The organism is Exiguobacterium sp. UBA7533 (assembly GCF_002479335.1).
Taxonomy (GTDB): Bacteria; Bacillota; Bacilli; order Exiguobacteriales; family Exiguobacteriaceae; genus Exiguobacterium_A.
On the sequence record NZ_DLMP01000003.1, the window covers coordinates 1 to 21,813 of the forward strand.

A 21,813-nucleotide genomic window follows, 5' to 3' on the forward strand; every position below is an offset into this window, starting at 1 on the left:
TTGACAGCAAGCGGTTATGACGTTACAAATACGATCACGTACAATGGTATGCGTATCGTAGCAGCTTCTTCGCAATATCCAATCGGTACACGTATGCACATCGAAGGCATTGGTGAAGCAATCGTACTCGACCGTGGTGGCGCAATCCAAGGTAACCGTCTTGATCTTCTCGTTGGTTCACAACAAGAAGCACTCAACTGGGGTCGCCAAAACGTCACAGTTACAGTCTACTAATCAAAATAAACAACCTGCCGGGCGAGGTCGCCTGGCAGGCTTTTTTTATAGCTATTTTTTTAAGAGACCGTGACATGACCAGATTGCAGTTGATACATCTTCTTATACAGTCCATCTTGCGCGATCAATTCTTGATGGTTACCTTGCTCGATCACTTCCCCTTGATGCAATACAAGAATCAAATCAGCATCTTGAATCGTTGATAATCGGTGGGCAATGGCAATCGTCGTCCGACCCTCGCGCATCCGTTCGAGCGCCACTTGGACTTTTTCTTCCGTTTCCGTATCAATCGAACTTGTCGCTTCATCGAGAATCAGGATTTTCGGATCCCGTGCCATTGTGCGTGCGAAGGAAATCAACTGACGTTCTCCAGCGGAGAATGTCGCACCCCGCTCGGCGACGGGACTGTCATATTGCTGATCGAGTTGATTGATGAATCCGTCGGCTTGAACGAACTGCGCGGCCGCTTCAACACGATCAAAGGAAATCGAACTGTCGAACAATCGAATGTTATCCGCGACCGTACCCGTAAACAAAAATGAATCCTGCAGGACGAGTCCGACATGCTTCCGAAGTTCTTCCTCCGATAACTGCTCGAGCGGTTGACCATCGATCAAAATCCGACCCGATTGGTAAGCGTAAAATCGCATCAGGATGTTGATGATCGAACTTTTTCCGCTTCCCGTATGACCAACGAGGGCAATCGTCTGTCCTTTTTTCGCCTCGAATGAAATTCCTTTCAAAACATTTTTCTCTCCATCATAACTAAAGCGAACATCTTCAAAGACGATATGTCCTTCCGACACACGTGCATCCCCTTCGAGCTGTTTCGTTGGTTCCGGTTCATCCGTATCGAGCACCTTGAATACACGGTCTGCCGAGACGACAGCTTGTTGGAACTCAGACAATTGTTGCATGATTTGCTGAACCGGTTGGAAAATTCGCTCCATGTAACTGATGAAAGCGTAAACGACACCGACTTGGACTGTTTGCGAGAATGATAAGACACCAAAGTACGTCACAAGTGTCGCAATCGAAATCGCCAGTAACAATTCGATGATGGGTCGTAGTAACCAGCTATCAAGCTTTAAGTTCTTGTAACGACCGTTTTGATGAGCGACGTTCGTCTCTTCGAATTCTGCCATTAGACGCTTTTCTTGGCGGAACTGCTGGATGATCGCCATCCCGTTGATCGATTCATTCAGTTGGGCATTGATTTTCGACAGTAAATCGCGGACTTCCGCGTAATACTTCGTCGAATACTTCCGGTAAATCCAAATGATGAAATAAAACAGTGGTAACAACAATAACGCAATCGTCGCGAGTCGCGGTTCTAACAGATAGAGGAAGATATATGTCCCAATCAACTGGACACCGCTTTGCACGAATGTCGATAAGACACCGATGTAAAGTTCTTTAATCGCTTCCGTATCGTTCGTGATCCGGGAGACGAGTACCCCAGCAGGCGTTCGATCAAAATAAGCGAGTCGTAAGTGCATGACGTGTCGGAAGACATCGATACGCAAGCGTTGAATGACTTGTAAGGCAATCTTTTGGAACTCAAATGCTTGCAAGTAATCGACGATGATCCCTGTTGTATGCAATAACAAGTACGCCGTAAACAAAAGTGCAACTTCCTTTACCGGATACGTACCCGGTGCGACATATTCATCGATAAAAATCTTGACGAGATACGGTCCCCCGAGTTTTGCCGCTGTCGTAATGAACAGCAGGATGAAAGCGATGCTGACTTGCTTTTTGAACGGTTTGACGAAATCAAGCAATCGTTTCAGGACGGCTTTTTCATTGATATCATGATTCATTCAGAACGCCCTCCTTGTTCAACAAGTGATTCTAGTTGCTGGCGATCGTACGTCTCTTTATACCAACCGTCATGAGCGAGTAATTGCTCATGTGTTCCTCGCTCGATGATCCGACCGTCTTCAAGGACGATGATCTCATCGGTATGCGACACAGCCGATAATCGGTGGGCAACGATGATTTGCGCTTGATCGTGATCCGCCGTACGGAAGTGGTGGATGATCGCTTCTTCGGTTTTCGCATCGACCGCAGACAAGGCATCATCGAGTACTAAAATCGGACAGTCTGCTAGTAACGCCCGGGCAATCGAGATCCGTTGTTTTTGACCACCAGATAACGTGACACCTCGTTCCCCAACCATCGTCGCGTATCCTTCCTTAAAGCCGAGAATGTCCTCATGGACTGCTGCGATACGCGCCGCTTCCATGATGTCTTCCATTGATGCATCTGGTTTTGCAAAGGCGATATTATCCGCAATCGAAGCAGAGAACAGGAAATGATCCTGCGGAACGATCGCTACTTGACGACGGACGGTGTCTCGTGTCAATTGTTTGATATCTCGTCCGCCGATCGTGATGGCGCCTTGTTTAACGTCATATTCACGCGATAACAAACGAACGAATGTCGATTTCCCAGCACCCGTCTTTCCGACGATCCCAAGCGATTTCCCAGGCTTCAACGTCACATCGATCTCTTGAAGGACCGGTTGCGTGTCATAGATGAATCGTTTAATCCCGACATGAAGTTCTGGTGACGAGACACTCGTTGCTGCTTCCTTCGCATCTTTAATTTCTGGTTCGATCGCAAGCATCCGTTCGATCCGGTCATAGGAAGCACGACCCCGTTCAACGATGTTGAACAACCAACCGAAGGCGAGCATTGGCCACGTCAATAAACCAAGATATGTAGTGAAGGAAACGATATCACCAATCCGGATTTCGCCTTGTCGTAACAAGTAGGCGCCATAGCCGACCGCGATGATATACGATAGACCGACTAATCCAAAAATCGTCGGATCAAACAGTGCATCAATTTTCGCCACACGACGATTCTTTTGAACAACGTCATCAGACAGATCGGTAAACGTCTGCACGTCGGATTCGACTTCCCCTGTTGCTTTTAAGACACGGACACCACTGATGCTCTCCGCGACCTTATCGTTCAAATCAGAGAACGCTTCTTGCGCGTCATGAAAACGGGAATGTAACATCTTACCGTAGCGTGACGTCAAATAGACCATCAGTGGCATTGGCAAAAGTGACACGAGCGTTAATTTCCAGCTGATCGTCGTGACCATTGTGATGATGACAAAGCTCCCCATTGTCACCGAGTCGACGAGCGTTAGAATGCCGGCCCCCGCTGTCATCGAAACAGCTTGTACGTCGTTTGTCGCATGTGCCATCAAATCTCCGCTGCGATATTTCTTATAGAACGATTGATCCAAATCTGAAAAATGACCATACAGTTGACTGCGTAACAATCGCCCGAGGCGAATCGATGCACCGAAAATGTGAAAACGCCAAAAATAACGAATGAAATACGTCGCGACCCCGATGAGTAACAATGTACCAGCTAGACGAATCAAATCATTCTTCGTCAAGCTTCCTTCACTCAGACCATTGACTGTCGTTCCGATGACCTTCGGTGGAATAAGTTCTAACCCTGCCACAAAAATCAAACAGATGACCCCAAGACTATACGCTTTCCATTCTCGTCGGAAAAACCAACCGAGTTTCCTGAAGACTCCCATTCAAGTCTCCCCCCTTTTTTTAATCCTATGATTATTTGAAATAGTCTCACATTTTAGATTAGTTCTCTTTCTAAAAAATAGCAAATAAAAAGGAGACCATTTGGTCCCCTTTCGTACAGCTTATTTTTTAGGTGATTTCATTGAACCACTCATTGAACGCATCACTTGGTTGACTTTCTTTTGTGATGGCTTTTGACCCATTTGCATCATCAATGTCTTAATCATATCTTCGTTGATTGGTGGGTTTTGCTCCAAGTAGTTCATCATGTATCGACGAGCGATATAGAAACCAAGGGCGACACCTGCTACCAAGCAAAGAAGGGCAATTAAAATCCAAATCCATGTAGCCAAGTTGCTTCCTCCTCTAACTTAAAACGTCGCTTTTTACTATACTATAATTCCAATTGTTTGCATAGATGATAATAGATGAAAAACGAGTCCGACGTAAGATCGGACCCGTTTTTCCGGAAATGATTATCCGAGTTGCTTGACAGTCGCTAAAACGTTCTCAACAGACATGCCGTATTCTTTCAAGAGGAAGTCTCCAGGAGCAGATGCGCCGAAACGATCGATTCCGATGACTTGTCCTTCTGTTCCTACATATTTGTACCAACCGAGTGAAGCCCCTGCTTCGATTGCTACACGTTTCGTGATGTGTTTTGGAAGAACCGATTCTTTATACTCTGCTGATTGTGCTTCGAATACTTCCCATGATGGAAGTGAAACGACAGCTGCTGATTCACCAAGTTCTTTTTGTGCTTCGACAAGAAGGTGAACTTCTGAACCAGTACCGAGCAAGAGTGTATCAGCTTTCGTAACGTCACCAGCGATGACATAACCACCTTTTTCAGCACCCTCTGTCGTCGTACCTTCAAGTTCAGGAAGACCTTGACGTGTCAAGACGAGGAGTGTCGGTTTATCTTTTGCTTGAACTGCTGTTTTCCATGCTGCGATCGTCTCTTTTCCGTCTGCTGGACGGTAGATCGTGACGTTCGGCATTGCACGGAAGCTCATCAAGTGTTCGACTGGCTCGTGTGTTGGACCATCTTCACCGACAGCGATCGAGTCGTGCGTCAAGACGAAGATTGATGGAAGTCCCATTAATGCAGCAAGACGAACCGCCGGACGGAGGTAATCCGAGAAGACAAAGAATGTCGCGCCGTAAGGAATGACGCCGCCGTGAAGTGCCATACCGTTGACAGCTGCTGCCATTGCGAATTCACGTACCCCGAACCAGATGTTGCGACCGCTTGGATCGATATCGAAGTCTGCTTCGCCTTTAAGCATCGTGTTGTTTGATCCTGCAAGGTCAGCTGAACCACCGAACAATGTCGGAACGTTCTTCGCGAGACCATTCAAGACTTCACCGCTTGTTTGACGCGTTGCTTTTTTCGACGACAAGTCGTATGTCGGAAGGTCTGCTTCCCAGTTGCTTGGCAATTCGTTTGCGATTGCGCGAACGAGTTCAGCATGCAATTCTGGGTGCGCTGCTTCGTATTGTTTCATTGTCTCGTTCCATGCGTCTTCTGCAGAAGCACCACGTTGGACGACCCGCTCGTCAAACAATGATTTGACTTCTTCAGGAACGTAGAACTCTTCGTGATCCCAAATGTAGCTTGCTTTCGTCAATTTGATTTCTGCTTCACCAAGTGGTGCACCGTGAGAAGCCGACTTCCCTGATTTGTTCGGTGAACCGAAACCGATGACTGTTTTGACTTCAATCAATGTCGGTTTTGTCGTCTCTGCTTGTGCCGCCGCGATTGCTTTCGAAATCGAATCGATATCCGTTCCGTCTTCTACGCGAATGACTTGCCAGTTGTACGCTTCGAAGCGTTTCTGGACGTTTTCAGAGAATGATTTATCGAGATCGCCATCAAGTGAGATATCGTTTGAATCGTACAATACGACCAATTTACCAAGACCAAGGTGACCTGCGAGTGAAGCCGCTTCAGCTGAGACACCTTCCATCAAGTCTCCATCTCCACAAATTCCGTATGTGAAGTGATCGACGACGTTGAGATCGTCACGGTTGTATTTTGCTTCAAGATGACGTTCTGCCATCGCCATACCAACTGCCATCGCGATCCCTTGACCAAGTGGACCCGTTGTTGCATCTACACCAGCCGTGTGACGGTATTCCGGATGACCCGGTGTTTTTGATCCCCATTGACGGAATGATTTAAGATCATCCATCGATAGATCGTATCCCGATAGGTGGAGGAGTGAGTAGAGAAGCATCGAACCGTGTCCGGCTGAAAGTACAAAACGGTCGCGGTTGAACCATTCTGGATTTTTAGGGTTGTGGTTCATATGATCCGCCCAAAGCGAGAATGCCATCGGCGCTGCTCCCATTGGCATACCTGGGTGACCCGAGTTCGCCTTTTGTACGGCATCAATCGATAAGGTACGAATCGTATTAATTGCTAATTGTTCTACTGTCGTCATGTTCGTCAAAACAATCATCCTCTCTCTTTTTCACAAATTCCTACTCATTTTAGCATACTCTTAAATGTGATACAACTTTTCTAAATAGTATGTCACATTAAAATGAATGCGCTATCTATAGCCGTTCTATCGACTCATACAGGATGCATGAATCCATGAAAGATCGCTATTAAGATGTATTGCTATCGTACAATGTTTCCTCATCTACTCACTCTAAACAAAAAAGATACTCGCTTTAAACAAAAAAGAGGTCCGCTTGACGCGAGACCTCTTTTTTCTATAAAAGAAACGAACGATTATTGTTTATTCCGTTCTTCTTCTTGTGCTTGTTTCAATTTCTCAGGTGTTACGTCCGTTCCCTCTTCATCGACGATTTTCATACCCATGAGTTGGTTTTTGAACGATCCACGGAATGCTGCGAGATACGCTGCACGTAATTCTTTTTGCTCTGCCGTTTCCGCTTCCGATAACGGCTCAACTTTTGATTTATTCGCTAATGCATTAATCCGATCTAATTGTTCTTGTGATAACATGGAATCCCTCTTTCTTTATGACTCAAACTTGAGTAGTTCAATTGTATTCTTACTGTAAAAGAGCTTATAAAAAAAAGCAAGTTAACCGCGTCAGTCGACGGGTTACTTGCTTCTCATTCCGGGCTAGGTGTCAGTTCGCGGTATTCAAGATATCGACGATTGACCGTTGCTTTTGAAATATCATGCCCCATCCCCCGCAAGGTGATGGCGATATCAGAAAACGTCAATCCGAGTTCTCGAAGACGTACAATTTCTTCGATCGGTACGTCTTTTCGACTACGTCCTGCGTTCTCTCCTTGGCGATTGAGATTTCGTTCCGGGCGAAAACCTTGTTCGACTGCTCGTCGCATGCCACGGGCGATTTTTGCATTATGCAGTTTCCGTTGGTATTCTTCCACGAGTGAGACGATCTCAAGGACCATCGCTTCTGCATCCGCAAGTTGATATTCTCCATCTGAATCAAGCGTCATCAAGCGGACCCCATGTTTTTTGAATGTATGCAAAATAGCGATTTTTGCATTCCCTCGACCAATCCGTGTATCATCCGTCACGAGGACCGCATCTACCGTATCGCGTGTCACATAATCAAGAACTGTTAGCATCCCTTCCCGATCAACATCATATCCACTCTCTTTTTCAGAGACGATATCTACGACATCAAACCCCTTTTGAGACGCAACCTTCGAAAGCTCCATCCGTTGGCGTTCAATCGAACTATCTTGTGCTTCTTTTTCGGTCGATACTCGACAATAAATCACGACCTTCATCGTACCTCACATCCCTGTTCGTTCTTTCACAACTTTTCCATTTTGTCATTGTTGTGCGATTGGTACAACGATTTTGCTTTTTGAGATGACATGTTTTGTCTCAACATCATTATTTTTGATCAACCAGTTGACGTATTCCTCATCTGACATCGAACCGTCATTGTAGACTTCAGCAATTTGTTCGACTGTAGCGTTCTCATCGACCGTAACGGAAGCCGTCATCAATTGTGCTACCTTTTCATCTGGGCGTGGTGTGAGTAAAAAGATCACGAAGGCAATACTTAATGCATAGAAGAGAATAGAAAAAGCATGAGTACGAATCGTATGAATCATCATGAATCCCTCCAAATATGAAATGAATGAGTTAGAATAAACGTTCGCGGAACAATTGTTCGCATAATTCATAATAAACACAGAACCCGTGTTCGGTCAACACAAAATGTCGAACAATTGTTTGTACGCTCATTTGTTCTATGTTATAGTGAATTTAGAAACATATATTCTTACATTTCAAACTTCAATCCAGAAAGAGGTGGCAATTCGTATGCGGAAAATGTCTAAGCGCCAACAAGAGATTCTCGACTACATCGTCTCTGAAGTGAAACTGAAGGGGTATCCACCATCAGTTCGTGAAATCGGAGAAGCAGTCGGACTCGCGTCTAGCTCGACGGTACACGGTCATTTGGATCGACTCGAGAAACGGGGAATGATTCGCCGTGACCCGACGAAACCACGTGCGATTGAGATATTGCTTGATAAGCCTGAAGAAATCACGGAAGCCATCGTTCATGTTCCCGTCATCGGGAAAGTCACAGCTGGTCTTCCGATTACAGCGATTGAAAACATCGAAGAACAGTTCCCGCTCCCTGCACATTATGTAGGAAACGAAACGGTCTTCATGTTGACGATCGATGGTGAATCAATGATTAACGCAGGTATTCTTGACGGCGATCGCGTCATCGTACGCCAACAAAACACAGCAGAAAACGGAGAAATCGTCGTAGCTATGACCGAAGATAGCGAAGCGACGGTGAAACGGTTCTTCTTAGAAGATCAACAGGTACGTCTACAACCAGAAAATGACTCGATGGATCCGATGTATTTCGATAATGTCTCCATTCTTGGTAAGGTAATCGGCGTGTATCGGACGATTCATTGACGGAGGGACCAGTTACGACTGGTCTTTTTTCATGCCTTCAGGAAATGTACATGATACCGTCAATACCGTCGCACTGACGGGTTACGTTGCGTATTCGGTCGCAACGCAACAAACGGATTGGTTACCAACTGCCATCGGTATCGCTGTCGGTACGCTTTGGTTGTCACCTGACCTCGATTTAAAGTCAGAACCGTATTATCGCTTTGGACCATTTCGAGTCCTGTGGATGCCTTATGTGAAGATCATGCCCCACCGCTCGATCTGGTCACACGGATTGATCATTGGGGATGTCATCCGACTCCTTTATAGTGCTGCACTTGTGATTCCCTTATTATTTCTCAGCTTGTATTTTCAAGTCATCGCGTCAGAGACCATCGATTCCTGGTTCGCTTCCCTACCCGCTTTTGTCATTGGTATCATGGTGGCGAGTACAATTCATATCCTACTAGATTATTCCAGTAGTTGGTTTCGACCTAAAAAAAGAAAAAAGCGTCGTCGTTAACACCTCTTTTGCTTGCTTGCAGGCAAGACGAGGTGTTTTCTTATCCAATTTTTCGTATCTTTAAACATTAAAATAAAAAATTTCCATTCCTATATTTCAATTATATGTATTGAAAACGTTATCAAATCGGAGTAATTTAAAGTAGAAAGACCATTATTTGCTTTAATCCAAAGGGAGGGTTTTTGCATGAATAACTTTGTATTGGAAATGATCGGTACGATGATCCTCATTCTGCTCGGGGATGGTGTCGTCGCCGGTGTCGTCTTGAGAAAGACGAAGTCCGAAAACAGCGGATGGATTGTCATCACGTTCGCTTGGGGTCTTGCCGTCATGACAGGAGCATTCGTCGCTGCTGAGAGTGGAGCGCACTTGAACCCTGCTTTAACAATTGCACTTGCTTTAAACTCTGATTTACCGTGGGCAGACGTTCCTGTCTATATTGCCGGACAACTTGTCGGAGCTTTCATCGGCGCCATTCTCGTTTGGCTTCATTACATGAAACATTTTGAAGCGACTGATGATCAAGCTGCAAAACTCGGTGTGTTCGCAACAGGTCCAGCGATTCGCCATACGCCGTCGAACTTGATTTCTGAAATCATCGGGACATTCGTTCTCGTCTTCGGTATCTTGGCGCTCGGTTTAACGACATTCGGTGACGGCTTAAAACCACTTATCGTCGGTTTACTCGTCGTCGTCATCGGTCTATCACTTGGTGGTACAACAGGATATGCCATCAACCCGGCCCGTGACCTTGGACCGCGTATCGCACATGCTATCTTACCGATTCCGAATAAAGGGTCATCTGACTGGGGCTACTCATGGATTCCAGTTGTTGGTCCAATCATCGGCGGAGCGCTTGCCGTGTTCATCTATCAATTGATCTACTAAGATCACGTTTCACAAACACATACCGCTCAAGGGGGATTTCGAAATGGAAAACAAGTATATCCTAGCACTCGACCAAGGTACGACAAGCTCACGTGCGATCATCTTCGATCACGACGGGAAAATCGTCAACTCGGCACAACGGGAATTCAAGCAATACTTCCCGCAACCAGGCTGGGTCGAGCACGATGCAAACGAAATCTGGGGTTCGATTCTTGCTGTTATGGCTGAAGCACTCGGAACAGCAGATATCAAACCTGAGCAAATCGCCGGAATCGGAATCACGAACCAACGTGAAACGACAGTGGTCTGGAACAAAGAAACAGGTAAACCGGTTTATCACGCGCTCGTTTGGCAATCACGTCAAACGTCTGGTATCTGTGACGACTTAAAAGAACAAGGTTTGAATCAGAAGTTCCGTGATAAAACAGGACTTTTGATTGATGCCTACTTCTCTGGTACGAAAGTCAAATGGATTCTCGACAATGTCGAAGGCGCACGTGAGCAAGCAGAGAACGGTGAATTACTCTTCGGTACGATTGATACGTGGCTCGTTTGGAAACTGTCTGGTGGAAAAACGCATATCACGGATTACACGAACGCTTCACGGACATTGATGTACAACATCTATGAGCAAAAATGGGATGAAGAGTTGCTCGATATCCTCGGTGTTCCTGCATCAATGTTACCAGAAGTTCGTCAATCGAGTGAAGTCTACGACAAGACGGTACCATATCACTTCTTCGGTTACGAAGTGCCAATCGCTGGGATCGCTGGTGACCAACAAGCTGCACTCTTTGGTCAAACGTGTTTTGAAGAAGGTGAAGGAAAGAACACATACGGAACAGGTTGTTTCATGCTCATGAACACAGGTGAGAAAGCTGTTTCTTCTGACCACGGACTCTTGACGACAATTGCTTGGGGCGTTGATGGAAAAGTCGAATATGCGCTCGAAGGCTCTATCTTCGTCGCCGGTTCTGCAATCCAGTGGCTCCGCGATGGACTCCGTATGTTGAAACACGCGAAAGATTCAGAAGGCTATGCAACGAAAGTCGATTCAACAGACGGTGTTTACGTCGTTCCTGCTTTTGTCGGTCTTGGTGCACCGTATTGGGATTCAGATGTTCGTGGGGCGATCTTCGGATTAACACGCGGAACAGATAAGGAGCACTTCGTTCGGGCAACGCTTGAATCACTCGCTTATCAAACACGCGACGTGTTGACAGCGATGGAACAAGATTCTGGAATCGAACTGAAAACACTTCGTGTCGACGGTGGTGCTGTAGCCAATAACTTCTTGATGCAGTTCCAATCGGACATCCTCGGCGTTCCTGTCGATCGTCCAGAAATCAACGAAACGACAGCACTCGGTGCAGCATATCTTGCTGGATTAGCCGTCGGTTACTGGAAAGATAAAGCGGAAATCAAACAACAATGGAAGCTCGATCATCAGTTTAAACCAGAGATGAAAGAAGACGATCGTGAACAACGCTATGCTGGATGGCAAAAAGCAGTGGAAGCGACAATGGTCTTTAAACCATCGAAATAAGTTAATTAATAACCCGATCCCTTTTACAGAGGGACCGGGTTTTTGATATCTTATAGAAAATATAGCGTGAGGTGCCTCATGAATACCATTTATTCTGATCAACAGCTAAAAGAATACATTCAGTTCGCGCTTGATGGCAACATCACGCATGAAAAACTGGCAGATTGGTGTTACCGGTATATGATCAATGTCTACCATAATGATTATTATCATCTTGCAACTGACGGACGTGGAACTTATCCATTAAGTGAACAAGCGACTGAAGTAGTAAACGATATCGATGCACAATGGGATCTCTATCTTTATAACACGTATTCTTTGGATGCATTACAAACACTTGATTTAGCTACAGTTTGCTTACCGAAAGAGTGGTTAGAAGAGTGGCTCCGGTCGTTTTGATTCATGAGACTCTCTACTAAGTTTTAATCTGAATAGAAGTAATTGAAATAAATCCCCCTCGCCTATTCGCGATGGGGGATTTATTACTCATTTGCCAAACTCATTTTTTAATCCGTCTTCAATCTCATCGACGGATTTCGACTGTCCACTTAAAACAGCTGCTAGAAAAGCACCTTCGACGAGTGGTGCGTCGATAAAACGTACCGTCCGTTCGCCACTGTATAATTCAAGTGCTAGTTCCGTGTTCATCGTCGCAGAACCAATATCCGTTAAGACGACTCCATCGTCGTCTAGTGTATTCAGTGTTTCTTCGATTCGTGTCGCGTCTGTTCCAATGCTACCATCTTCAAGACCGGCTGCTACTAAGACTGGCGTATCTGGTGCCATCTCTGCCAACAGTTCTTTCAGCCCAGCCGCGAGTTTTTCACTATGAGAAACAAGTACAAGATTAACCATGAAGCACCTCCGCGATTTCGCCGAGTAGCAAAGCACTCGATAAACTACCTGGGTCCTGTACGCCTTCCGTCGCTTCACCGAAGTAGGACGCGCGCCCTTTCGTTGCGATACGCGCTTTTGTATCAGCAAGTGCTTGATCGATTACCGCTTTCAAGTCCCCTTCTTGCGAGAGCGCTTCTTGGAACGGTGTCCAGATATCGACCATCGTCTTTTGACCGAATTCCGATTTCCCACGCGATTTGATCCCTTCCGTCGCTTCGCGGAAAGCGTCTGCAAGATCCGCACCTTCGACTTCTGTTTTCCCTTTGAATGCACCGGCGAACTTAACGAATGCTGTCCCGTATAAAGGACCGGATGCCCCACCAATCGTTTTGATCAGCGTCATCCCGACTTCTTTGGATAAAGCTCCTAAATCCTCATATTCGCCGTGTTCTTCTAGCGTCTTCTGGACTGCTTGGAAGCCACGCGACATGTTAATTCCATGATCTCCATCACCAATTTCCCGGTCAAGGTCCGTCAATTCATCCTTATGCTGTTCGATCTGTTCCGCTGCTTTGAGGAGCGCGCTTTGCAACTGTTCCGTCGTCAACTTCATGTTTTTACACCCCGTTTATTTGAATTAGAATCCAATCGCTTTCGTTTCTGCATCGAGATATCCGAGCAGTTCATCATCCACTGGTAAGAGCGTGATTGAGAACCCGTGCATCTCAAGCGATGTCATATAGTTTCCAACGAATGAGCGGGCAATCTCGTAACCATGCGCCTCAAGTTCTTCCGCGACATATTTATACGTGATGTACAGTTCGGATTCTGGTGTTCCGCCCATCCCATTCACCATGACGGCGACTTTTTTGTCTGGTACTTCTTTCGTCAAACGATCGAGCAACTCTTTGACGATCGCATCAACGGAAGCGACTGCTTTTCGTTCAAGTCCTTTTTCACCGTGGATCCCGATTCCGATCTCCATCTCGTCATCATGCAACTCAAAGCCTGGCTTGCCGCTCTCCGGCATGTAACATGGTGAGAGTGCCATTCCAATCGAACGAACGCCCTTGATGACTTTTTCCGCAACTGCTTTGACTTCACTTAGTGATTTTCCTTCTGCCGCTGCAGCACCGGCAATCTTATGGACGAAGACAGTTCCTGCGACCCCACGACGATCCTCTTCCTTTTTGATCGCGATGTCATCATTAATGACGACCGTATCAACTTCAATATCCTCGAGTTCAGCAAGTTCCTTCGCCATATCGAAGTTCATGACGTCACCTGAATAGTTCTTGACGACGAGTAGGACACCTTTTCCCCCATGAGCTGCCTTGATGCCTTCAAGCACCATGTCGGGTGTCGGTGAAGTGAACACTTCCCCACAAACAGCCGCAGCAAGCATACCGTCCCCGACGAATCCAGCGTGTGCCGGTTCGTGACCGCTTCCCCCACCAGAGACAAGACCGACTTTTCCGTCCAGTGGTACTTTCCGCGCAACGACGTTAACACCTTCGACTTTTTTATACAAATCAGGGTGAGCAAGTACGAGTCCGTCGACCATGTCTGAAACGAACCGGTTTGAATCTTTCATTAATTTGTGCATGAAAAACGCTCCTTTACCTAACTGATTTTGCCGTACCACTTACTCTTTACCACCAAATCAAGTCGAGTATGTCGAAAAAAATGATGAAAATATTGACCAGTTGGTGACGATATACCGCACGAATGCTATGCTCTTAAAAAAGAGGAGGAATTGAATGTCATCAGCCTTTCAAGCAGGTGTCCGCGCCTGTCTACCCACCGTCCTTGGCTATATCGGCATCGGCTTTTCCGCAGGGATCGTCGGTCGTGCCTCCGGCTTATCCCCTCTTGAAGTCGGATTCATGTCCGTCTTCATCTATGCCGGCGCCGCTCAATTCATCATCACGAGTCTCTTGCTGTTGAATAGTCCCGCCTCTGCCATCATTCTGACGACATTCATCGTCAATCTCAGGCACTTGTTAATGAGTCTGACGCTCGCTCCGCACGTCGAGACACGCCACCTTCGTGATCGACTCGGTACCGGGACGTTACTAACAGATGAATCGTTCGCTGTCGCAATGAATACTGCGCAAAAAGGGAAGATCTCACCGTCCTTCATGCATGGCTTAAATCTGACCGCGTATCTTAGCTGGATTATCGCAACCGTTCTCGGTGCACTTGTCGGTAGCTGGTTTCCTGATCCCGAGCGCTTCGGTCTCGACTTTGCTCTGACGGCGATGTTCATCGGTTTATTGTACTTACAATTTGAAGGAGAACGTACCCGCATTGCCGTGAATAGTTGCCTCTTATTGATCGTCTTACTTTTGCTTTACATCACCATGCGCTACTTTTCTGCGGAAGTCGCCGTTCTTTGCGCGACACTCGGTGGCGCTAGTATAGGAGTCGTGATCACACGATGGAAATCCGCCCAGAATTAATCGGTCTCTTTTTAGCTTGTGGACTCGTCACTTGGATTCCACGTATCTTACCGTTTCTCGTCCTTCATGGACTGACGTTACCGCGCCTTGTAACGGAATGGCTCTCGTTCATTCCCGTCTGCCTGCTTGGCGCCCTCTTCTTTCAAAATTTACTTATCGCGCAAGACAACGCGTTCCCGACGATTTCGACGCTTCATGTCTTCGCCGCCCTACCGACGATGGCAGTCGCGATTTTCAGTAAAAGTCTTTCTTGGACGGTCATCACCGGTGTCGTCACGATGGCGTTTCTAAGGATTTATCTGTAAGCAAGTTATTCATCTTTAACATATTCCGGTAAATATTTTGTGTTATCCTTAAAATAGAAATACATAGATAGTGAAGGAGGTGCTGATGTGCCGAACAAGTGGCTAATACCCTTTTTAATTTTATCGTGCGCTAGTTTTCTACTTGTGAATCAAATGGATCTACCTTACATGCTAAAACAAGGACTGGTCGTGTTGTACGTCATCGCCTATTTCGGTGCGATGGTTGTTTCTCGCAAAATGAAAGTCAGAGATCACAAACAATGACTCGAAAAAATCTCCTCTAGTCTTGAGAGACCGGAGGAGATTTTTGTGATCACGTATTTGCTTGTACGTCCTGATAATCCGATTGATGTTCGAACTCTTTTTTCGCAAACGGACATAACGGCAGTAGCTTGACGTTTGCTTCCCGTGCCCAGTTGACGATCTCGGCAACGAGTTGTTCCCCAATCTGTTGGTTCCTGTGCGCGGGATCAACATACGTGTGATCGATGATCCACATGCCGTTGTTCGTATCGCTGTAAGTGATTTCTCCAATCACTTCACCTTCCTGATGGGCTTCGATTTTACGTTCCGCTCGTTTCAGCTCCATTTGCTTCCCTCCGTTCGTAAGATAAGGCGCCGCTTGGACAACCATCGACGACGCGCATGACGTCTTCCACCGGCGCCCCGTCCGCTTCAATCCACGGACGCCGTTTGACATCAAAGACGGTCGGTAGACTTCGTACACAATGACCGGAATGAATGCAGACTTCCGAATCAAAATAGACCGTGATCTCTTTGCCTTCATATCCTTTTTTCATGATGTATCGTCTCCCTTTCTTCGTACTCTTGTATCTTTCCATATCCTTGACTCAATTCCTGTCGACGACATGAAAAAAAGCACTTCCAGACAAAAGTCCAGAAGTGCTTGAGTTGGATTAGAACAAGACCATGTACTGATCGCGTTCCCATTCCGTGACTTGCGTCCGGAACATATCCCATTCGATTTCTTTCAATTCAACGAAGTGCTCTGCGATGTGATCGCCGAGAGCGTGCATGACGACGTCATCCGCTTTCAAGACTTCGAGTGCGTGGCTGAGTGTTGATGGAAGATCATCGATTCCGTTCGCAACGCGTTCCGGTTTGTCCATGACGTAGATGTTACGGTCGATTGGAGCCGGTGCTTTCAAGTTGTTCTTGATTCCGTCGAGACCTGAAGCGAGCAATGTCGCAAGCGCGAGGTACGGATTCGCTGCTGGATCGACTGAACGAACTTCGATACGAGTCGAGAGTCCACGTGCTGCAGGAACACGGACGAGTGGTGAACGGTTACGGGCTGACCATGCGACGTAGCAAGGCGCTTCGTAGCCAGGAACAAGACGTTTGTATGAGTTGACTGTCGGGTTACAAACCGCTGTGAAGGCACGTGCGTGTTTGAGGATACCTGCTGTGAAGGCACGTGCATCATCCGACAATTGCATGTCTTCGTTGCCTTCATCGAAGAAGACGTTCTCGTTGCCTTTGAAAAGCGACATGTTCGCGTGCATTCCTGATCCGTTGACTCCGAAGAGTGGTTTTGGCATGAATGTCGCGTGCAAGTTGTGCTTCGCCGCGATCGTCTTGACAACAAGTTTGAACGTTTGGATGTTATCCGCTGTCGTGATCGCATCGGCATATTTGAAGTCGATTTCGTGCTGACCTGGTGCGACTTCGTGGTGTGATGCTTCGATTTCAAAGCCCATGTTCTCGAGCTCGATGACGATCTCTTTACGGCAGTTTTCGCCGAGGTCGACTGGTGCGAGGTCGAAGTATCCACCTTGGTCGTTCAATTCAAGTGTCGGACGACCTTTTTCATCTTTCTTGAAGAGGAAGAATTCTGGCTCTGGTCCCACGTTGAATGATGTGAAACCGAGTTCTTCCATCTCTTTAAGTACCCGTTTGAGCTGACCACGTGGGTCTCCTGCGAACGGCGAGCCATCCGGATTGTGGATGTCACAGATTAAACGTGCAACTTTCCCTGTTCCATCTTCTGTCCATGGGAACACGACCCATGTGTTTAAGTCTGGGAAGAGATACATATCTGATTCTTCGATCCGGACGAATCCTTCGATCGATGAACCATCGAACATCATTTTGTTATCAAGTGCTTTTTCCAATTGGCTTACTGGAATTTCAACGTTCTTGATCGTTCCGAGGATATCTGTGAACTGTAAGCGAATGAAGCGTACATCCTCAGCTTTAGCGATTTTCAAAATGTCTTCTCGTGTAATGTTGCGACGTGTCATGTGACAAATCCCCTCTCCGATTCGTTTTTATATGGTTACAGGTCCTTACTTGAAGAAACGCCCAAGCTCACCTTGGATGAGCGACGTCTTTCCATGTCGTCCTGCTTCCTTCAATTCATTTTTCAGGAGTTTATACAATTCGCCGTCAGATAGTTCCGGGCGCGTCTCGACGACGCTCTCCGCAACGCGTTCGCGTTTGACGAGATCGTTTTCAAAAATCAATTTGATCCCTGCGATATTCAGTCCCTGATCCAGGTATTCCTTAATCGACAACAGGCGATCGACATCGTTGAACGAATAGAGGCGACGCTTCGTCTCTGTCCGCTCCGGCTTAATCAGTCCCTGTTCTTCGTAATATCGGATCTGGCGGGCAGATAACGCGGTCAACTCTTGAACGACTCCGATGGGAAATAGTGGCTTGGACTGGCGTGATGAGTCTGCCATGTGGTTCCTCCTTTTTCCTTACTCCATGAGAATAAACCTCTGTCAGGCAACTTGTCAAGCGATGTAAGAAAAGTTAACACAACTTTTTTAATCACTTTACATGAAGTCGTTCAGAGGTCGTTTTCACGAGATATGCTAGTATTAAACGTTTTTTTCTGGAATTAATTGTTTTTCCATCAAGTGATTGACGGCTGAGATAATCGCGATCTTGACGTGGCTATACGTTAAACCGCCTTGGACGTATGCAGTATAGGGTGCACGGATCGGACCATCCGCTGACAACTCGATCGATGAGCCTTGTACGAACGTCCCTGCTGCCATGATGACGTCGTCCGCATATCCCGGCATATAATCCGGAATCGGTAGCGCGTGCGCATTGACAGGTGAAGCGGCTTGGATCGCCTGACAGAAAGAAATCATCGGCTCCGGTGCATGGAACGAGACCGATTGAATCAAATCCGTCCGTTCTGCCGTATGGTGCGGTGCCGTGTCGAAACCGAACTGACTGAGCATGCTTGACGTGAACATCGCGCCCATCAACGCTTGGCTGACTGTATGTGGTGCCATATAGAAGCCTTGGTACATATCCGGAAGTGCGGATAACGATGGACCGGCTTCCGCTCCGATCCCGGGCGTCGTCATCCGAAACGATGCCCGTTCGATCAAGTCGGTCCGACCGACGAGATAGCCGCCGGTCTTCGCAAGACCACCACCCGGATTCTTGATCAACGATCCTGCCATCAAGTCTGCTCCAACATGCGTCGGTTCGATCGTCTCGACGAATTCACCATAGCAGTTATCGACGAAAATCAAGACATGGGGATGAGCGTCTTTGATGGCGACGATCGCTTCACCGATTTCATTGACCGGTAGACTGCGTCGCGTCGCATACCCTTTTGAACGCTGAATCCCGACTACCTTCGTCTGCGGTGTGATCCGTTCGAGAACGGCCGGTACGTCGATCGTCTCGGCGTTTTTCATCTCGACGACATCATAGTGGACGCCCAGTTCCTTTAATGAACCGCGTCCGTCACCACGAATTCCGACGATCTCTTCGAGCGTATCGTACGGTTTTCCTGTGATATAGAGCAATTCATCGCCCGGCAACAATAGACCGAACAATGCGATACCGATTGCGTGGGTGCCGCTGATGATTTGCGGACGACAAAGACCGGCTTCCGCACCGAAGACGTCGGCATAGATGCGTTCGAGCGTATCGCGTCCTTCATCATTGTAGCCATAGCCTGTTGACGGCATGAAATGAAAATCACTGACCTTGTGACGCCGAAACGCATCGAGGACACGGAATTGATTATATTCCGCGACCTCTTGCGCCTTCTTGACGTACGGAGCGATCTGTTCCTCCGCCCGGTCAATGAGCGGACGAAGCGTTTCGTAATGGGTTAATTCTGAAAACATGTTTACACCTCGTATTGTTTCAATGTCGCATATAGACGCGTATCTTTACGCAAGTAACCTTTAAGAATGACAGAACCATCTTCTTCGAACGATTCCTTCAAGTTCATCATGACTTCCTTTGCCGGATTGTAATGAGCAAAACCATCAACCGGGATGCGGATCTCGAGATACTCGAGGATCTCACTGATTGAACGTTCGATCTCTTCAATCAAACGCTCGATGTCCTGCGGATCAAGTGCAGAGATCAACAGTTTCCCGCCTGTAAACAAACGGTTCAGCTGGTCCTTCTTGTTGTAGACTTCTAGCTGCGGGATGTCACCGGCACCGAGTTCATCGAGAACATCGTTCGTCGTCTGCATCTGGTTCAAGTAATGCTCACTCGACGCATCGACGACGTGGAGGATCAAGTCCGCTTCTAGCACTTCCTCGAGTGTCGAACGGAACGCTGCGATCAACTTTGTCGGCAGATCTTGAATGAAACCGACCGTATCCGTCAGGAGGATTTGCCCACCTTCTGGCAAATCGACTTGACGTGTCAACGGATCGAGCGTCGCGAACAACTCATCCTTTTCGTATGTGTCGGCTTGAGTCAATCGGTTAAAGATCGTTGATTTGCCGGCATTCGTATAACCAACGAGTGCGATTTGGAACGTCTGGTTCTCTTTGCGACGTTCCCGGTAACGGGCACGATGCGCGACGGATGTCTCGAGTTGTTTCGAAATCTCATCGACGCGGCGCCGGATATGACGACGATCCGTCTCGAGTTTCGACTCACCTGGTCCACGTGTTCCAATTCCGCCACCAAGACGTGACAGTTGTGTTCCCTGCCCAGCAAGACGTGGCAACAGATAACTCATCTGTGCCAGTTCGACCTGCAATTTCCCTTCGCGTGATTGGGCACGTCCAGCGAAGATATCGAGAATCAACTGCGTCCGGTCGATCAACTTGATCGCTTCCGGGTCTGATAAGGCAATCCGGATATTTTTCATTTGACCGGGCGTGACTTCAGCATTGAATATGATTAAATCAGGTTCAAGTTCGTCTGCTAACGCAACGAGTTCCTCAACCTTTCCTTTTCCGATGAACGTACGGCGGTCAATCGCTTGTCGTTTTTGATCCAAACGACCAACGACGACACCATGCGCAGTCGTTACGAGTGCTTCGAGCTCCGCGACCGATTCTTCATAGACATGGTCCGGGACACCGGGGAGCTGGCAACCAACGACGATGACGCGTTCTGACATAATATCATTCCTTTCACGAGTAAAGACGTACTGCGCCCCTTATCATACCACAGCCACCGGTTCGTCTGAACTTTTTTGGACAGGAAACATCCGTTCGGTTTATGATGGAAGAAACACCATTACGAAAGGGAGGAAAACGATGGCACGCGAACAGTCGTATACGCTTCCAGAGTTCATTGAACGCTACCTATTTTATTTAACGACAAGCGGACGACAACTTTCGACCGTCCGGCGCTATCGGTACGATTTAATCGAAGTCCACCGCTACATGACGGATGTCGATCAACCACTTGAGACGATCGATGATTTCAAGGCGATTTCGATCGAGACGTGGAAGACGTTCATCAATGAGTACTTGATCGAAGAGAAACTCTACCAACAAGCGACGGTCGCCCGAATCGTCACCGTCATCAATCAAGTCAATTACCAAATTCGACAAACGAAGGCGAAGCTGATCGAATACGCACAACCGACACATGAATTGACGGCAAAACACGTCGCTTCCTTTAAGGAATACGAGCAACTCGTCCGAACGAATCAATCCGATCGCGGCTTGACGGAACATCAATTGAAAGCCCGTCCGTATTTGATCGACCGAAACGAACTCATTCTCCGCCTGTTTTATCGCTACGGTTTACGCGTCCATCACATCATCGGCTTAAAGATGCACGATCTCAACTTCGCCCAGCAAGAGATGACCGTCCACGATCGACTCGGCAACCGCTACCTGCTCCATCTCGAGCGGGAAGATCAAGATATCATGTTGCGTTACTTGAAGACGATTCCGGAGCCCGTCCGTCCTCGTTATCACAGTACCGACCCTTTTTTCGTCGCGTTCGACTTCGCCCGGATGACATTCCGCTGGGTTTACAGTAAGAATGCACCGAAGCAATTGTCGATCGTCATGATCACGAAGATGATGCGTCAGCTGAATGAACGGTCGGACAACAAGCGGGTCTTGACGCCGTCGATGTTACGCAACAGCTTCATCCTAAAAACGTATCAGGACGAGATGACGAAGGAAGAACGCCTGCAGAAGACGTGTCTTTATAAGGATGTCTCGCTTCGACGTTATGAAGAGGCGGTCGAGGAACTGACACCATTACTGTAATGACACATTTACGCTGAGAGTAAAGTAGCTATCATTTTTCGCTTCACTTGCAAAGCGTCACCCTTTCGTTATTCGTCTCGAA

At 47.2% G+C, this 21,813-nt stretch carries 25 protein-coding genes; 9 read left to right on the top strand and 16 right to left on the bottom strand.

From position 1 onward, the window contains the following. A partial coding sequence (locus tag B2U10_RS05535; protein WP_290786242.1) for a 3D domain-containing protein occupies positions 1 to 234 on the top strand: 234 nt, incomplete at its 5' end. Between the two features lie 59 nt (positions 235 to 293). Here the strand turns inward: B2U10_RS05535 and B2U10_RS05540 are convergent. The 7 genes from B2U10_RS05540 to yneA all read right to left on the bottom strand — a co-directional run bounded on the left by B2U10_RS05540 (position 294) and on the right by yneA (position 7,883). Further along, entirely contained in the window at positions 294 to 2,057 is a 1,764-nt protein-coding gene (locus B2U10_RS05540; protein WP_290786245.1) for an ABC transporter ATP-binding protein, read from the bottom strand. Further along, a complete protein-coding gene (locus B2U10_RS05545) occupies positions 2,054 to 3,805 on the bottom strand; it encodes an ABC transporter transmembrane domain-containing protein (protein ID WP_290772415.1) in 1,752 nt (583 codons plus the stop codon). Before B2U10_RS05545 ends, B2U10_RS05540 begins: the two co-directional genes overlap by 4 nt. Before the next feature lie 120 nt (positions 3,806 to 3,925). Beyond that, entirely contained in the window at positions 3,926 to 4,156 is a 231-nt protein-coding gene (locus tag B2U10_RS05550; protein ID WP_012370001.1) for a YneF family protein, read from the bottom strand. Positions 4,157 to 4,279: 123 nt separating this feature from the next. Beyond that, positions 4,280 to 6,268 carry a transketolase gene (gene tkt / locus B2U10_RS05555; protein WP_214855376.1) on the bottom strand — a complete coding sequence of 663 codons (1,989 nt, stop codon included), beginning with the start codon at positions 6,266 to 6,268 and terminating at the stop codon, positions 4,280 to 4,282. 278 nt (positions 6,269 to 6,546) lie between these two features. Next, positions 6,547 to 6,783: a DUF896 domain-containing protein gene (locus B2U10_RS05560; protein WP_035398122.1), complete on the bottom strand. Its 237-nt coding sequence runs from the start codon at positions 6,781 to 6,783 to the stop codon at positions 6,547 to 6,549. Positions 6,784 to 6,896: 113 nt separating this feature from the next. Continuing rightward, the gene (locus tag B2U10_RS05565; protein ID WP_035408704.1) at positions 6,897 to 7,550 is read right to left on the bottom strand and encodes a YneB family resolvase-like protein; all 654 of its coding nucleotides are present in this window, start codon (positions 7,548 to 7,550) and stop codon (positions 6,897 to 6,899) included. 45 nt (positions 7,551 to 7,595) lie between these two features. Next, entirely contained in the window at positions 7,596 to 7,883 is a 288-nt protein-coding gene (gene yneA / locus B2U10_RS05570; protein ID WP_023467771.1) for a cell division suppressor protein YneA, read from the bottom strand. Between the two features lie 211 nt (positions 7,884 to 8,094). Here yneA and lexA point away from each other — a divergent pair, with 211 nt between their 5' ends. From lexA to B2U10_RS05595, 5 genes are all read left to right on the top strand, one after another. Continuing rightward, positions 8,095 to 8,709, top strand: coding sequence for a transcriptional repressor LexA (gene lexA, locus B2U10_RS05575; RefSeq protein WP_023467770.1), 615 nt, complete (start codon positions 8,095 to 8,097; stop codon positions 8,707 to 8,709). Positions 8,710 to 8,740: 31 nt separating this feature from the next. Continuing rightward, positions 8,741 to 9,211 carry a metal-binding protein gene (locus B2U10_RS05580; protein WP_035408706.1) on the top strand — a complete coding sequence of 157 codons (471 nt, stop codon included), beginning with the start codon at positions 8,741 to 8,743 and terminating at the stop codon, positions 9,209 to 9,211. Positions 9,212 to 9,397: 186 nt separating this feature from the next. Beyond that, complete coding sequence (locus B2U10_RS05585; RefSeq protein ID WP_035408708.1) at positions 9,398 to 10,099, top strand: MIP/aquaporin family protein; 702 nt, start codon at positions 9,398 to 9,400, stop codon at positions 10,097 to 10,099. Positions 10,100 to 10,142: 43 nt separating this feature from the next. Next, positions 10,143 to 11,645: a glycerol kinase GlpK gene (gene glpK / locus B2U10_RS05590; RefSeq protein WP_035408709.1), complete on the top strand. Its 1,503-nt coding sequence runs from the start codon at positions 10,143 to 10,145 to the stop codon at positions 11,643 to 11,645. A 78-nt stretch (positions 11,646 to 11,723) separates the two neighbouring features. Continuing rightward, positions 11,724 to 12,044 carry a hypothetical protein gene (locus B2U10_RS05595; RefSeq protein WP_035408712.1) on the top strand — a complete coding sequence of 107 codons (321 nt, stop codon included), beginning with the start codon at positions 11,724 to 11,726 and terminating at the stop codon, positions 12,042 to 12,044. Positions 12,045 to 12,131: 87 nt separating this feature from the next. Here the strand turns inward: B2U10_RS05595 and dhaM are convergent, their stop codons facing one another. From dhaM to dhaK, 3 genes are read right to left on the bottom strand one after another with little or no spacing between them, the layout of a single operon-like run. Further along, positions 12,132 to 12,500: a dihydroxyacetone kinase phosphoryl donor subunit DhaM gene (gene dhaM / locus B2U10_RS05600; RefSeq protein WP_035408716.1), complete on the bottom strand. Its 369-nt coding sequence runs from the start codon at positions 12,498 to 12,500 to the stop codon at positions 12,132 to 12,134. Continuing rightward, a complete protein-coding gene (gene dhaL / locus B2U10_RS05605) occupies positions 12,493 to 13,095 on the bottom strand; it encodes a dihydroxyacetone kinase subunit DhaL (protein WP_290786250.1) in 603 nt (200 codons plus the stop codon). The genes dhaM and dhaL overlap by 8 nt, the downstream gene beginning before the upstream one ends. Before the next feature lie 24 nt (positions 13,096 to 13,119). Further along, positions 13,120 to 14,088 carry a dihydroxyacetone kinase subunit DhaK gene (gene dhaK, locus B2U10_RS05610; RefSeq protein ID WP_290786253.1) on the bottom strand — a complete coding sequence of 323 codons (969 nt, stop codon included), beginning with the start codon at positions 14,086 to 14,088 and terminating at the stop codon, positions 13,120 to 13,122. A gap of 154 nt (positions 14,089 to 14,242) precedes the next feature. Between dhaK and B2U10_RS05615 the strand changes: the two genes are divergently transcribed. Together B2U10_RS05615 and B2U10_RS05620 are read left to right on the top strand one after the other, a co-directional pair. Further along, a complete protein-coding gene (locus B2U10_RS05615) occupies positions 14,243 to 14,944 on the top strand; it encodes an AzlC family ABC transporter permease (RefSeq protein ID WP_035408725.1) in 702 nt (233 codons plus the stop codon). Then, positions 14,923 to 15,249 (top strand): AzlD domain-containing protein, encoded by a 327-nt coding sequence (locus B2U10_RS05620; protein WP_035408727.1) that lies wholly within the window; start codon positions 14,923 to 14,925, stop codon positions 15,247 to 15,249. Before B2U10_RS05615 ends, B2U10_RS05620 begins: the two co-directional genes overlap by 22 nt. A 313-nt stretch (positions 15,250 to 15,562) precedes the next feature. On the opposite strand, the gene B2U10_RS05625 is transcribed toward B2U10_RS05620, so the two are convergent. From B2U10_RS05625 to hflX, 6 genes are all read right to left on the bottom strand, one after another. Continuing rightward, positions 15,563 to 15,838 carry a GNAT family N-acetyltransferase gene (locus B2U10_RS05625; protein ID WP_035398130.1) on the bottom strand — a complete coding sequence of 92 codons (276 nt, stop codon included), beginning with the start codon at positions 15,836 to 15,838 and terminating at the stop codon, positions 15,563 to 15,565. Continuing rightward, positions 15,813 to 16,049: a (4Fe-4S)-binding protein gene (locus tag B2U10_RS05630; protein ID WP_050678346.1), complete on the bottom strand. Its 237-nt coding sequence runs from the start codon at positions 16,047 to 16,049 to the stop codon at positions 15,813 to 15,815. The genes B2U10_RS05625 and B2U10_RS05630 overlap by 26 nt, the downstream gene beginning before the upstream one ends. Positions 16,050 to 16,166: 117 nt before the next feature. Next, entirely contained in the window at positions 16,167 to 17,513 is a 1,347-nt protein-coding gene (gene glnA / locus B2U10_RS05635) for a type I glutamate--ammonia ligase (RefSeq protein WP_290786256.1), read from the bottom strand. Between the two features lie 45 nt (positions 17,514 to 17,558). Continuing rightward, the gene (locus B2U10_RS05640; RefSeq protein ID WP_023467758.1) at positions 17,559 to 17,957 is read right to left on the bottom strand and encodes a MerR family transcriptional regulator; all 399 of its coding nucleotides are present in this window, start codon (positions 17,955 to 17,957) and stop codon (positions 17,559 to 17,561) included. 141 nt (positions 17,958 to 18,098) lie between these two features. Further along, the gene (locus B2U10_RS05645) at positions 18,099 to 19,376 is read right to left on the bottom strand and encodes an aminotransferase class I/II-fold pyridoxal phosphate-dependent enzyme (RefSeq protein ID WP_290786258.1); all 1,278 of its coding nucleotides are present in this window, start codon (positions 19,374 to 19,376) and stop codon (positions 18,099 to 18,101) included. Between the two features lie 2 nt (positions 19,377 to 19,378). Continuing rightward, positions 19,379 to 20,620 (bottom strand): GTPase HflX, encoded by a 1,242-nt coding sequence (gene hflX, locus B2U10_RS05650; RefSeq protein ID WP_034785946.1) that lies wholly within the window; start codon positions 20,618 to 20,620, stop codon positions 19,379 to 19,381. Positions 20,621 to 20,759: 139 nt separating this feature from the next. Here hflX and B2U10_RS05655 point away from each other — a divergent pair, with 139 nt between their 5' ends. Beyond that, positions 20,760 to 21,731: a tyrosine-type recombinase/integrase gene (locus B2U10_RS05655; RefSeq protein ID WP_056060521.1), complete on the top strand. Its 972-nt coding sequence runs from the start codon at positions 20,760 to 20,762 to the stop codon at positions 21,729 to 21,731. Positions 21,732 to 21,813: the final 82 nt, after the last annotated feature.

Excerpts from the sequence above, each read along its gene's own strand:
- B2U10_RS05540 (WP_290786245.1), bottom strand. The coding sequence starts at position 2,057 with ATGAATCATGATATCAATGAAAAAGCCGTCCTGAAACGATTGCTTGAT.
- B2U10_RS05545 (WP_290772415.1), bottom strand. The coding sequence starts at position 3,805 with ATGGGAGTCTTCAGGAAACTCGGTTGGTTTTTCCGACGAGAATGGAAA.
- tkt (WP_214855376.1), bottom strand. The coding sequence starts at position 6,268 with ATGATTGTTTTGACGAACATGACGACAGTAGAACAATTAGCAATTAAT.
- B2U10_RS05560 (WP_035398122.1), bottom strand. The coding sequence starts at position 6,783 with ATGTTATCACAAGAACAATTAGATCGGATTAATGCATTAGCGAATAAA.
- B2U10_RS05565 (WP_035408704.1), bottom strand. The coding sequence starts at position 7,550 with ATGAAGGTCGTGATTTATTGTCGAGTATCGACCGAAAAAGAAGCACAA.
- yneA (WP_023467771.1), bottom strand. The coding sequence starts at position 7,883 with ATGATTCATACGATTCGTACTCATGCTTTTTCTATTCTCTTCTATGCA.
- lexA (WP_023467770.1), top strand. The coding sequence starts at position 8,095 with ATGCGGAAAATGTCTAAGCGCCAACAAGAGATTCTCGACTACATCGTC.
- B2U10_RS05580 (WP_035408706.1), top strand. The coding sequence starts at position 8,741 with ATGCCTTCAGGAAATGTACATGATACCGTCAATACCGTCGCACTGACG.
- B2U10_RS05585 (WP_035408708.1), top strand. The coding sequence starts at position 9,398 with ATGAATAACTTTGTATTGGAAATGATCGGTACGATGATCCTCATTCTG.
- glpK (WP_035408709.1), top strand. The coding sequence starts at position 10,143 with ATGGAAAACAAGTATATCCTAGCACTCGACCAAGGTACGACAAGCTCA.
- B2U10_RS05595 (WP_035408712.1), top strand. The coding sequence starts at position 11,724 with ATGAATACCATTTATTCTGATCAACAGCTAAAAGAATACATTCAGTTC.
- dhaM (WP_035408716.1), bottom strand. The coding sequence starts at position 12,500 with ATGGTTAATCTTGTACTTGTTTCTCATAGTGAAAAACTCGCGGCTGGG.
- dhaL (WP_290786250.1), bottom strand. The coding sequence starts at position 13,095 with ATGAAGTTGACGACGGAACAGTTGCAAAGCGCGCTCCTCAAAGCAGCG.
- dhaK (WP_290786253.1), bottom strand. The coding sequence starts at position 14,088 with ATGCACAAATTAATGAAAGATTCAAACCGGTTCGTTTCAGACATGGTC.
- B2U10_RS05615 (WP_035408725.1), top strand. The coding sequence starts at position 14,243 with ATGTCATCAGCCTTTCAAGCAGGTGTCCGCGCCTGTCTACCCACCGTC.
- B2U10_RS05620 (WP_035408727.1), top strand. The coding sequence starts at position 14,923 with ATGGAAATCCGCCCAGAATTAATCGGTCTCTTTTTAGCTTGTGGACTC.
- B2U10_RS05625 (WP_035398130.1), bottom strand. The coding sequence starts at position 15,838 with ATGGAGCTGAAACGAGCGGAACGTAAAATCGAAGCCCATCAGGAAGGT.
- B2U10_RS05630 (WP_050678346.1), bottom strand. The coding sequence starts at position 16,049 with ATGAAAAAAGGATATGAAGGCAAAGAGATCACGGTCTATTTTGATTCG.
- glnA (WP_290786256.1), bottom strand. The coding sequence starts at position 17,513 with ATGACACGTCGCAACATTACACGAGAAGACATTTTGAAAATCGCTAAA.
- B2U10_RS05640 (WP_023467758.1), bottom strand. The coding sequence starts at position 17,957 with ATGGCAGACTCATCACGCCAGTCCAAGCCACTATTTCCCATCGGAGTC.
- B2U10_RS05645 (WP_290786258.1), bottom strand. The coding sequence starts at position 19,376 with ATGTTTTCAGAATTAACCCATTACGAAACGCTTCGTCCGCTCATTGAC.
- hflX (WP_034785946.1), bottom strand. The coding sequence starts at position 20,620 with ATGTCAGAACGCGTCATCGTCGTTGGTTGCCAGCTCCCCGGTGTCCCG.
- B2U10_RS05655 (WP_056060521.1), top strand. The coding sequence starts at position 20,760 with ATGGCACGCGAACAGTCGTATACGCTTCCAGAGTTCATTGAACGCTAC.